Here is an 11982-nt window from a genome sequence, read left to right on the forward strand (position 1 = left end):
GAACAATGGCATTGAATCGTACGGCTCCAACAAAATATCTGGATGGTTTGCTGTATTGGCGTATCGCAGTGCGGGTGCAATTTTTATTTGTTTTAAATTTAACAATAACGTTAAATTTATTAAGGTATATGATTAAATATATAAAAGTTACCATATTTGAAAAGGGGACATCATCAACGTGTTCGAAATCGACAAAGTCGCCCAAGAGACGGGACTTACTAAACGAACGATTCGTTATTACGAAGAACTCGTACTGGAACGAAACGATGAAAAGCGAAGCGCTGATACAAACCACTCAACTGCCACGGAGAAAAAATTCCTGAAACAAGGCAGTTTTTATCGTAGCCAAAAGCAGACTAAGCCGTTATATTCGCCTGCATCATCTCGTTTATAGGCAGCGCGTTGTTCGATCTGTTTATGGCGACAGTGCTATCATTGATCGTCGTATCCACTTGATTACTGCTAAAGTGATTATATTGTTCTCGTCATTCCGAATACTTTGGGTAATAGATACAATAGACTTGTATTCTCTCGCTAAGGAGGGGTGAAATGAATCAAATTGCAGTACAACCTTATTACAAAGTCGAACGCAAAATCGAGCGCAAAAGCGATGGACTGGAACAACAGCATTGGATTGATGAACGGATGCTTATTTTATATCAAGATCGAGTAACGACTCATCGCCGAGAATTTGCTATTTTGGATGTATTTGATATGTCTTATCGTACATTTAGCGATGGGGAAGGTTTCTTTTATTTGCATACGCGTAAAGGTGTATTTTCATATATGATTCGTGAAGATCCTTCTTTGTTTATTCAGGCATTCAAAGACTACGCCAAACCTAGATTGCACCTCAAGTGAATCGAATGCGAGCTACAAAACGTTGTGAGTCGTTGCTATCAAAAGGATCGATATATATTGTATTTAGCCCTAATCCTCGTTGGGGCTATTTTTATTTTGAGTAGAACTTTGAGATAATAAAGAAATACTGAATAGAAAGAGAGATGAGTAGTATGGATTGGTTACATCCAGAAGTAGCATCACAATGGAGAAAAGAAGGTAAAAAGTATGCACATGCTATTAATGAATTTGTACGTATCGGTATAGCAAGTGATTGGCAGGAACCTCAAGACGAACCGGAAGAAGATAAGCGTCCGGTATTGGCATCTGATGTGATGGAAATGATTATAGCGGCTAATCAAGCTGATGATATAGAGCGTCTACATGAACAAGTTCCACCCGCATCTTCACCAATTACGCCTCATTTTGAAGAGCAATTGCAACCGGTATGTCCCATCGGATGTATTCAGGATTATGCTATTGTTCAAGCAGGTAATACACGCGAGCATACGAAGTTGTATTTAGCCAACAGCGAGCAATTAATCGAAATTCCTAATATTCTTCGACTAGGTATATCTCCTGACCAGCAATATATAGCCAAAGTCACGGCAGCAGGGATTAGTGTTGTACATAACCCCGATCTTGTATTAAATGGAGATCATACCGCTTATTTTAGCTGGGAACATATTCAACAGACGCTGAAAAAGAAATTATCGCGCTGGGAATCGCTCGCCGATAGTATCTATCCGGTTGAGACTTTGATCGATATTATTCCATTTGCCCAAGGAACCAAAGTATTGCTAGTTAGCGGATATGGTATTTATCTAATTGAAGGAGAACAAGCAGTCTTACTATCGCCTGAATTAGCAGAGATCGAATCGTATGGAAAAGAGTATACAACGATATCACTGGATATGGCGCATGGCGCAGTATCATCAGATAGTCGCTGGATTGCTTATGGTAGCCAGATGAGTGAACATTGCTTGTTAGATACATATACGCAGAAAATACACAAATTCGAACCGGCATCCAGTTATCCGCATTATAGTTTATTTACACAAGACAATAAGAGTGTCTGGTACAATGCCTGTCATTTTTATAATGGAGCCACCATTAAAGTTGATCTTACAGACATTCAACAAGATGAGATCAACGAAGAAGACGAATTACCATTGATGGATCAAGAAATGCGTGTCTATGCAGGAGCTTCATTGCCGTCCGGTAATATTGTAGGCGATGCTTATGGATACTTGCGCTTGATCGATCATGATGGACAAGAAATATGGCGTTATTTTGTAGGCAGTACGATTGTAGGTGTTGTTGTATCTTCTGATGAAAACTGGTTAATTGTAGGAACGCATGGCGGTATGGCACATTGGATTGATCTACAAAGTGGAGTAAGAGATGAATATACCATTGGAACAGCACCGATAAGTGAAACCAGTCGCTGGATTCTTTGGAAAGATCAAATCCCATTACGCTGGTAATCAAAGTGAAGATGTACAGTATAGAGAAAGGAGTCTATTGATGAGCAATTGGATTGCAGGCGAATTAGAGGTGAATCAAGAACGAGCAATATATCCAGTACTGACGTTAGAAGAAGTATTACAATCTCAATGGTATAGCGATTATTTTACAGAAATTCGGGATATGAATAATGGTTATGTATGGTACTCTTTTCACAATGTTCCTATCTGCTCTAAACTATTTTCGTTAGCATTATGTTTTAAAAATTCAGTATTGGATAGTGTAATTATGAGTATTGACGATGATCAATATGGTACATCATGGGACGATTGGACGGAAGCGAAAGAGTCGCAACGCAAGCAAGAACATGATGCTTTGCTCCGCCAAGAACTAGAACGTGAACCAGATGTTCGGCGCTCTAAGCCCTATCCTTATATCGAATATAAGGTAGCCTATGGCAGCATTAGCTCATCTTATGATCCTCGTTCTGCTAGTTCCTCGATAAGTATTACCTATACGTAATAGAATGCTATATGTATACAACGCAAAAAACTCTCATACAAGTAAGAGAGCAGGGGAAGTGCTGGATTATAACGCCAGTGCTTCTTCTGTAATGCGTTTGATATCAATCGGAGACAATGATTCTTCATTCACCATATCCGGCAAAATCTCTTCAAGGAAATAATCAACACAATGCAGTTTGATATGCTTAATTTTGACCAGTGCATTACGATACATCACAATAAATTCTTTTTCCGTATTGCCACGTTGTAACTCTGCAAAAGCTTCATACACCTGATCCATTTTATCCGCAACTTCCAAAATCAAACCTTCAACGGATTCGTCTTTACCTTCACGTAATTGTTGACGGAATATCGCTTTGAAATCTTCCGGAATATGTTCCTCGATAAAATGCTGTACCATGCCTTCTTCGACTTGTTGGATCAGCTTACGCAGTTCCATCGAAGAGTGCTTCACTGGTGTTTTGATATCTCCAATAAAGATTTCGCCATAATCATGACTACTGGTAATCTCATATAACTTTTTCCAATCGACAGTGACACCATGCTTTTCTTCAATATCTGCTAGTGTTTTGGCATACTGCACCACTTTCCATGAATGAGCAGATACACTGTGTTCTTCGAACTTAAATTTACCCGGGCAACGAATAATGCGTTCTAATTCATTAAGTGATCTAAAATACGCATGAATTCCCATAATATAAGCCATCCTTTAGCTACATCAAAGTAGTAGATTTTGATGAACACTTACATTCATTTCACAAAAAAATGTAAATATTCAGCAAGAGTATTGATAAGCTAAATTATAATGTTCATATGTTAGTAGGGTATTAACGCAGTATGAAATAAATGGTTATGATCTACAATTTATTTCTCTTTGTACACTGAAATAAGAACAACAGCCGTATCTTCCCCGATATTTTTAACCCGATGAGGGACAGAAGCATTCCAACTAAATGAATCGCCTTCATGCAATTCAAATTGATCTTCACCTTGTTCTGCATAAATCGTTCCTTTAACCACAAGATGAACTTCTTCTCCTTTGTGCGCCATCGGCACTTCTCCTGTCGAAGCTCCTGGAGGAACTTCCACTAACATCATTCGCATATTCGAGGTATGACCCAGATGAGAGACTTTCAGCTGGTCAGGGCCGCTTGAAGTCAATTCACGTTCTTCTTTGCGAATCACTTGCATCCGTTCTTCTTGCTGTAAGAGTAAATAGCTTAAAGGCACTTGAAGCGTCTGTGCTATATGTTCCAATGTATTGATCGAAGGAGAAGTTTTGTTCGTTTCTACCTGACTCATGAATCCTTGTGATAGTCCGGTTTCTTTACATATTTCTGCAATTGTTATATTTTTACGCTTCCGAATCGAACGAATCATAGCTCCTATATTCATTATATAACCCCGCATTTCTTTACATTATATTATGAGTTATTGTAACAACAAGTAATTAAGTATAGCAACTAAAACCATTGTTTTTTATTAGTTATAGAAATATTTTATTGGTAATAATAATATTTTTGTTGACAGTTCTGTTTGTATTGCTTTATAGTTACAAAATAAAAGTTACAGTATAAAAGTAACTATTAGAAGATAAAAGGAGATGTATGATGATGAAAATTAACGTCGTTACAACTATTATGAGAGTCGTATTAGGAATTTTGTTCCTGGCACATGGTATGAGCAAAGTACAAATGGGCTTTGGAAATGTAGCTGGATTTTTTGAAAGTCTAGGCATTCCAGGATTTATGGCTTACGTTGTAGGTACGATCGAAGTGGTTGGCGGTATTATGTTGATTATTGGTTTATTGACACGTTATATCTCAATCGTATTTATTATTATTTTGTTAGGTGCTATTTTTACAGCGAAGTTATCTGCTGGTCTAATGGGCAATGGTCAAATGGCAGGCTACGAATTAGATATCGCTTATATTGTGATTGCGCTCTATCTAGCTGTAGCAAATACAAGAAGCTGGTCAGTAGACGGATTGTTATTTAAAAAGTCGTCAACGAATCGCTAATTAAATGTAGCGTAATCCTCATCTTTATCAAAAACCTCTGTGATCATAGCAATATGGTTATAGAGGTTTTTAGCTGTATATAGCTTCTAACCGATATACATAATCTTCGAAAAAAAGGTATACATATTCTTTTTTTAAATAAAAAAGAAACCATTTACCCGGCTACAACGTATTATTCAAAAAGTTGCATTTCTTATATGTAAAAAAGATCATTTGAATAACCAATCAGCTTTAACTCTATTTTGTTCGCCCAAAATGATAGTAGAATATATTCATTTTTTATACTTGGCTAATCATGTTTATATGATATAATTTTTCATGTCGGCAGATTGACAATAAGGAAATATGTAGTATATTTATGGTTTTATAGGAATCACGAATATAAATAGAGTGTGCTAGATCGAAGAATGAATCATATCTTTCTTCATCTGATTTTTTTAAACATACCAGAAAAAAGAGAGAGGGTTGTGCGGTAATGACGTATAGTCATTTGTTTGAAATGAGTACATTTTTAGAAGCATTCGCAACACCTGTAGGCTGGGGCTTTATTTTATCCCTTGTCATTATCGAAGGTCTGCTATCCGCAGATAATGCGTTGGTTCTAGCAGCAATCGTTAACAAATTGCCTGCGCATCAACGTAAAAAAGCATTATTGTATGGTCTATGGGGAGCTTACGTTTTCCGGATCATTGCTATCGGAGTCGGTATTTACCTCGTGCAGATCGCATGGGTCAAATATATCGGTGCGGCTTATCTTCTCTGGATCGCGATCAAACACTTTTGGGATAAATTCAAAAGTAAAGATGGCGATGATGAAGGTGAAGAAGAAGGCGGTTTACAGAAATTACTTGCTAAGACAGGTATGAGCCTTTTTGTTCGTACAATCATTACTGTTGAAATGATGGATATCGCATTCTCTATCGATTCCATTCTAGCAGCATTTGCTGTATCACCTAACCCGTGGATTCTAATTGCAGGTGGACTATTGGGTATCTTGATGATGCGTCTAGTTGCTGGCTTTATCCTGAAATTGATGGATAAAATTCCTGAACTTGAAAATGCAGCATTTATCTTAATCGCTATTATCGGACTTAAAATGATTCTAGATACAGCAGGTATTTACCATATGGGACATGCTACATTCTTTGTTCTTCTGGTTGTTGTATTCGCAATTACATTTGTAATCAACCGTATTCGTGTAAATAAAGCTAAAGTATAATCAAGAACTCCTTTGTCATAACGACAGAGGAGTTTTTTTTATTATCTAGATATAAACCGTTTACATTTAGAAATGAACATGCTATTGTACGGATACGGATTGTGACTGATAATGCAGGCAAAACCTAAGTATATGTATCGCCCACACGTATGGGGTGCTACATGTATTTAGGTTTTTTTTCGTTCTCAGTCATGGTATCTGATGAGCAATTAGAAAAGGGGACTTATCATGAAAAAAGAAAAATGGCTCAAAGTGGGAATAGTTAGTCTACTATGTGTATGGATATTAACGGCTTGTACTCAAGCACAACCTCAAGCAGGAACCAAGCAGCAGACGAATTCAGATACACAGACTACAGTCGCTACGCCTGCCCCAAATCAATCGTCTAAAGCTCGAACAGTCATCACTACCGATGGTGAGGTGGATGATATGAACTCGGTCATTCGCTTTTTGCTCTATGCGAATGAAATGGATCTGGAAGGCGTTGTATTAACCAGTTCTATGTATCATTATGCAGGAGACAAACAAGCGGGAATTAAGCCTTTCCGCTGGACAGGAACACAGTGGGTATCGGATATGACGGATGCTTATGAAGAGATTTATCCGAACTTAAGTCAACAGGCAGAAGGTTATCCTACTCCTGACTATATTCGCAGTGTGACCAAGATCGGTAATATTTCAGATAAAGGCGAAATGAAAAAAGTAACCGAAGGCTCTACATTTCTAGAACAGTTATTTTTAGACGATGATGAGCGCAATCTATATGTACAGACATGGGGTGGAACCAATACGACAGCAAGAGCACTCCAATCGATTGAAGAAAAATATAAAGATACAGCGGAGTGGGCAGATATTCAGAAAAAAGTAAGTGATAAGTTAGTCTTGTATATTATTTTGGATCAAGATGATAGCTATAACAATTATATTGCCAAAAAGTGGCCCAACATTCGTATTATCAATGACCAATCGAATTTCTGGCATTTTGCGTATGCTTGGAAAATGCATACCGATAAAGTAAACGATAAGTTGCAAGGGGCATGGAATGTGGAACATATTCAAAAAGATCATGGTACATTGCTGGATATGTATGCACTGATGGGCGATGGCAAAATGATCGATGGGGAAGTTGCAGAAGAACAACGTGGTAGTGCAGAGTATCTAGCCAAAAATCCACAGTACAAAAAGTACGATTTTATTTCAGAAGGGGATTCTCCTTCGTTCTTCTATCTAATCGATAATGGTCTACGTAGTATGGAAGATCCTAGCTATGGAGGATGGGGTGGTCGATTTGGACAAGTAAGTGATACGTTGTACCGCAACACCGTTCTTGATTATGATATCTATACTAAGCAATATGAAGCTGAATATTCATTAATGCGCTGGTTTGATGATATTCAAAATGATTTTGCAGCTCGTGCAGATTGGGCTATCGCGGATCAATATGCAGACGCGAATCATAATCCTACATTAACGATTAAAGAAGGATTAGACCTTACAGCTATGCCGGGACAAGTAATGACGTTACATGCCGAAGGAACAGACCCTGATGGCGATAAATTGACATACCAATGGTGGAGATATTTTGAAACTGATACGTATCAAGACTTCAAAGGGACACCAGAACAAGTAGAACCGAATATGGCAGGCGACCTACAGCTTGGACTTCATCAACAATTAGCGACAGGTGAAAAAGTAGATACCATTGCTTTAGCAGGTAAAGATACAAATACGGTAAGCTTCACCGTTCCAACAGATGCCCAATCAGGCGATACGATTCATATCATTGCTGAAGTACAAGATCATGGCAAACACCAACTCAAACATTATCAGCGTGTGATTATTACAGTACAATAAAATGATTTGATCAGTATGACCAAGCCCACGTTTATCGTGGGCTTATTCTGTGCGATAATATACCTTTCCAGCCGTAATAATATACAGATCAATAATTTAGAATCATTTGCATGTTTAAATAGCATTAAGTGTATATAACGACTTTAAGATCCTTAATGATAGAAGGAGATGCGGTATGAATGGTGAATTGCATCAACAATTATTGATTACAGCATTAGGCAATGCGTATTTAATACGAGGAACTGATGCTACTCATCCTGAGCTGACCCAACATGAAAGTATACATGTTCAATTTAAGTATCAAGAACAAAGCTGGACATGGATCAAATGGCTAGAGTATTTACGAGAAACAGGGTATCAGCGCTTGATGCTAGTCAGTAGCCCTGCACCATCTTCATCCTGGCAAAGTAGCGGGTTCGCAGGTGGAGGGACGCCGATAGGAATCAGAACGATAGGAACCGCTCTGGATACATTATGGCGACCGAGTTGGCAAGTTCATCGGCTTCCTGCTAAAGTCACATGGGACGTATCCTATACAGCAGAACCTTATGAAGCGAGCAAACAATCACAGCATGCATTTAAGCCATTAAGTGAATATATAGATCATTTACAACATGCACTACAACAAATTTCTGATTTTGCGGAGCAGATAGATCAGAGGTTCTGGCAAGTGAACTTTTTTGATCCCGCTATTGTGATGTTAACGGATGCTACGAATGCGCCTAAGCTTACATTTGAATTACCTGAAGTCTATGCCGAAGAAGCGTATCTTCTACTGAATGCTGTATACAAAGCATGGGTATTCGGTGGTATGGGATCATGGAATGATGAACCAGCGAATAGCGCGCATAGTCGTCAATTAGAGCAATCATACAATCAACTTTCTGCACAGTTATATCATGCACTGTTACAATGTGCTCAAGGTGCTGTCAATTCAGTCGTACTCTAGCCATAAAGATCAGCACAATTCATTTGAAATCTAAAGGAGAACACAATGGATAAAAAAGCGAAAAAGATTTTACTAGAAACGTATTGGTCAGCGCAAGGATGGAAGCCACGTCCTACTTCTTTTACAGGTGAAGAATTTGACTATGCTAAAAGTAAAGGAGCGATGTTCGATCTGTTAACGATTACTCATGATAGTATCATTCAAGATATACACCGATGGCATCAGGAAGTGATTACCAAAGAACAAGTGGTTCGCGCCTTTTTACATAGCTTATCTACCCGCCAGACTCATTTTCGTAGTGTCTTATCCAGCTGGGCATTAACACATAACCTTCCACTGCATACGTATGGAGAAAGACGTGCTGTACATGCGAATACGAGCAGTTGTGGAGATTGTAATTTTAATCGACTCATGTCAGATGATCAGTATACAGATGTAGATATCAATGTATTGAATTTTGAACGGATCAAATGGGGTGGAATTCGTCTGAATCACTTGCTGTATTGCTGGTTGGATCTAAAATTATTTATGGAGCAGGATCATACTGCCATCACTGTGACCCCGGAGGATATAGCTATACTACAGCAAATGATACAAGCGATAGAGGAATGTAATGAAGATGAAGGCGCACGCAAATTAGAAAAACGCTGGAAAGACCTTTTTCCTGCTAATAAACATGAACGTGATGTGATAATGGAAATATGGGGTTATGCAGGGTTGTTGGTTCCTTTAGATACACCACGCAAATTACGCGGAGGTTCTGGCGACTTCAATTCGGTGGCTATATGGCAAGGTGAAGATCGGTACTCTTCCTCTATGCTTCATTATTATTTTGGAACGTATTTATAAGCGAATAAAGTATGAACCTTATCATCCACTGATTGGAAGAGACAAAGGAGGAATAGCTGTATGAAAGCCGATCCAGACCAGATACATAAGCAAAAAGTTATCGCAGAAGTGGAACAACGTTCACTAACTTCTGTCATGAATCATACGAGATGGAATGAGCTCAAAGAAGCGATCTATCTTGAACTGCGTTTTCCTCCTGCTTTTCAGAACAAGTATGTTTTAGAAGCAGAACCTTATCCATTAGTGTTCGAGCAAGATGTATTTTATCTAGGGGACTGGGAAAGTCTGAGTACAGCTTGGTACAATGTCGAATGGGTAAGAGTAAAGCCACGTTTGCTTGAACATACAGGAAAGTATACCGAACCGACTCTGTTAAATATTGAAGCAGAATGGGTCAATCTATTACAACGACTACGTATCCCTTATCTGAAAAAAGAACAGGATTACTGGATATACGGGTATGCCACAGCCATAGAATTTGAACAACTAGGATATTAAGATGAGGTGAACATCTATGTACAGTCAGATTCGTGAAGGTGTTATTGAAGTGACAAAAGAATTGACTCCAGCAGAAATAAAAGAACTCTGTCACATGCCTGAACTCCGTATTGTTCAATATAATCATCCACTTGGTGCAAATACGTATACCTATCTAAATGATCTATTATTTGCAAAGCGCTCCGATGTGACTTTGCGAATATATGGATTTTATGATGAAGTATGCGATCTTGAATGTCTTGAACATATGCCTACTGTAACAAAGCTGTCTATTGAATGCATAGGAGAGATCGCTCATCTTCAGTCGATAGCTACACTTCAACAATTAAAGGAGTTCAGTCTACAGTGTGAACAAATTGATAGCTTTGAACTATTGTCGCAGATTCCTGCCCACCTTCAGTCATTAGAACTTGGCTCCACATCCTCCAAAAAGCCTGATCTGGAAGTGTTAGCACGATTTGAACAGCTAACGTACCTTTCGATAGACGGTCATCCCAAGCATATCGAAGTAATCGGTCAATTAAGAACATTAGAACAACTGGTATTGCAATCGATTTCTGTATCTGATTTGGATTTTCTAACAGACTTGAAGTTATTATGGTCGCTTCATCTTCATTTTGGAGGTACTCGTCAGCTTGAAGCCCTTGCTCGTCTACAGCATATTAAATACCTGCGCCTGTCTCAAATTAAAGGATTAGATGATATCCATTTCATTTCTGCTATGCAAGGCTTGCAATACTTGTATTTAGAAGCTTTGCCTCATATCACAACATTACCTACTCTGGATGAACTACACAGTTTACGAAAAATTGAATTGATCGGCATGAAAGGGTTAAAAGATATTCAATCGTTAGAATATGCGCCTGCACTGATCGAATTTATTCATCGGGAAGCTTGGGAAATGGCACCAGAAGCGTATGAACCCTTAATGAGAAATCCTTCAGTGAAACGAGCATATGCTCATTTGAAAAATGCTAAAAAAATGAATACATTTCAGCATTTATTACACCATTATCACAAAAAGAATACACTGGAAGAACGCGATCACCATCATGAACATTGGTGGTTTGAATTTCCATATGAGAATTAATAGATCAGGATGCAATCTGTTGTAGACTTTTGCAATCGGATTACTCTTGTACAGCTTGCATCAACTGAACTATTTTACGAGTGGTATTTACATTGCGAATGGTCATCAATGGATAGAGTTTGGAACTTACTAATTTATTCATTTGACTCCGGGTAGCATCTTCACGGCTAACAGCAAATAGAATCGCTCCCGGAATATAGATCAGTGTGCCTATACCAGCTTTGAGAGGAAGCTTTTCTATGATCGATTCGTTATCAATCTCGTCCCAGAGAAAAAAGACATCGCTTTTCATCTGATCATCGTTGCTCCAAGATTCCGGTATTTGTGATAGAACGGTCTGCATTTGCTGCATATCTCGAATCATAACTTTGATCTGTAAATTAAAGTCTGTGGTTATAGCTTGCTCTAGAATAGAAGATAGTTCACTATGCGTGAGAGTAGAGTGGGAGAATATAATATTGCCTGAATTGATATAAGTAGTTACATGACGCATACCTGCTTGTTCAAATGTAGATTGGAGTGCTTTCATATTGATCTTGTTGTTACCACCTACATTAATACCACGTAGTAAAGCAATATAAATCATACATTCTACCTCTTCCGTATCAGAAATGATAATGATGTATGTATAGTGTAACGTGTTATCTCAAGGTTACAAGAGAATATTTATT

General features: G+C 38.3%; 14 protein-coding genes. 11 read left to right on the forward strand and 3 right to left on the reverse strand.

Annotated features, from left to right (window positions below; genetic code table 11):
- Positions 1-178: 178 nt before the first annotated feature.
- The 4 genes from PaeCFBP13512_RS12580 (at position 179) to PaeCFBP13512_RS12595 (ending at position 2829) form a co-directional block, all read left to right on the forward strand.
- On the forward strand, positions 179-394 hold the full coding sequence (locus tag PaeCFBP13512_RS12580; RefSeq protein ID WP_241669364.1) for a MerR family transcriptional regulator: 216 nt from the start codon (positions 179-181) through the stop codon (positions 392-394).
- 155 nt (positions 395-549) lie between these two features.
- Entirely contained in the window at positions 550-861 is a 312-nt protein-coding gene (locus tag PaeCFBP13512_RS12585) for a hypothetical protein (protein ID WP_137223449.1), read from the forward strand.
- A gap of 152 nt (positions 862-1013) precedes the next feature.
- A complete protein-coding gene (locus tag PaeCFBP13512_RS12590) occupies positions 1014-2327 on the forward strand; it encodes a hypothetical protein (protein WP_137223451.1) in 1314 nt (437 codons plus the stop codon).
- Positions 2328-2367: 40 nt separating this feature from the next.
- Positions 2368-2829, forward strand: a complete 462-nt coding sequence (locus PaeCFBP13512_RS12595; protein ID WP_137223453.1) for a hypothetical protein — start codon at positions 2368-2370, stop codon at positions 2827-2829.
- 66 nt (positions 2830-2895) lie between these two features.
- On the opposite strand, the gene PaeCFBP13512_RS12600 is transcribed toward PaeCFBP13512_RS12595, so the two are convergent.
- Both PaeCFBP13512_RS12600 and PaeCFBP13512_RS12605 read right to left on the reverse strand, forming a co-directional pair.
- On the reverse strand, positions 2896-3525 hold the full coding sequence (locus PaeCFBP13512_RS12600) for a YfbR-like 5'-deoxynucleotidase (RefSeq protein WP_069329981.1): 630 nt from the start codon (positions 3523-3525) through the stop codon (positions 2896-2898).
- A gap of 170 nt (positions 3526-3695) precedes the next feature.
- Positions 3696-4226, reverse strand: coding sequence for a helix-turn-helix domain-containing protein (locus tag PaeCFBP13512_RS12605; RefSeq protein ID WP_069329980.1), 531 nt, complete (start codon positions 4224-4226; stop codon positions 3696-3698).
- A gap of 215 nt (positions 4227-4441) precedes the next feature.
- Here PaeCFBP13512_RS12605 and PaeCFBP13512_RS12610 point away from each other — a divergent pair, with 215 nt between their 5' ends.
- The 7 genes from PaeCFBP13512_RS12610 to PaeCFBP13512_RS12640 all read left to right on the forward strand — a co-directional run bounded on the left by PaeCFBP13512_RS12610 (position 4442) and on the right by PaeCFBP13512_RS12640 (position 11311).
- Positions 4442-4852, forward strand: a complete 411-nt coding sequence (locus PaeCFBP13512_RS12610; RefSeq protein WP_069329979.1) for a DoxX family protein — start codon at positions 4442-4444, stop codon at positions 4850-4852.
- 475 nt (positions 4853-5327) lie between these two features.
- Complete coding sequence (locus PaeCFBP13512_RS12615) at positions 5328-6071, forward strand: TerC family protein (protein ID WP_069329978.1); 744 nt, start codon at positions 5328-5330, stop codon at positions 6069-6071.
- 228 nt (positions 6072-6299) lie between these two features.
- Positions 6300-7925, forward strand: coding sequence for a DUF1593 domain-containing protein (locus tag PaeCFBP13512_RS12620; RefSeq protein ID WP_137223455.1), 1626 nt, complete (start codon positions 6300-6302; stop codon positions 7923-7925).
- A gap of 175 nt (positions 7926-8100) precedes the next feature.
- The gene (locus PaeCFBP13512_RS12625; RefSeq protein WP_137223457.1) at positions 8101-8874 is read left to right on the forward strand and encodes a hypothetical protein; all 774 of its coding nucleotides are present in this window, start codon (positions 8101-8103) and stop codon (positions 8872-8874) included.
- A 45-nt stretch (positions 8875-8919) separates the two neighbouring features.
- Positions 8920-9723 (forward strand): hypothetical protein, encoded by an 804-nt coding sequence (locus tag PaeCFBP13512_RS12630; RefSeq protein ID WP_137223459.1) that lies wholly within the window; start codon positions 8920-8922, stop codon positions 9721-9723.
- A gap of 60 nt (positions 9724-9783) precedes the next feature.
- Positions 9784-10221, forward strand: a complete 438-nt coding sequence (locus PaeCFBP13512_RS12635; protein WP_137223461.1) for a DUF6678 family protein — start codon at positions 9784-9786, stop codon at positions 10219-10221.
- 16 nt (positions 10222-10237) lie between these two features.
- Positions 10238-11311, forward strand: coding sequence for a leucine-rich repeat domain-containing protein (locus PaeCFBP13512_RS12640; RefSeq protein WP_137223463.1), 1074 nt, complete (start codon positions 10238-10240; stop codon positions 11309-11311).
- 40 nt (positions 11312-11351) lie between these two features.
- On the opposite strand, the gene PaeCFBP13512_RS12645 is transcribed toward PaeCFBP13512_RS12640, so the two are convergent.
- Positions 11352-11897 carry a DUF1697 domain-containing protein gene (locus PaeCFBP13512_RS12645; protein ID WP_137223465.1) on the reverse strand — a complete coding sequence of 182 codons (546 nt, stop codon included), beginning with the start codon at positions 11895-11897 and terminating at the stop codon, positions 11352-11354.
- Positions 11898-11982: the final 85 nt, after the last annotated feature.

It is taken from the genome of Paenibacillus sp. CFBP13512, from assembly GCF_005233705.1.
Classification (GTDB): domain Bacteria; phylum Bacillota; class Bacilli; order Paenibacillales; family Paenibacillaceae; genus Saccharibacillus; species Saccharibacillus nuruki.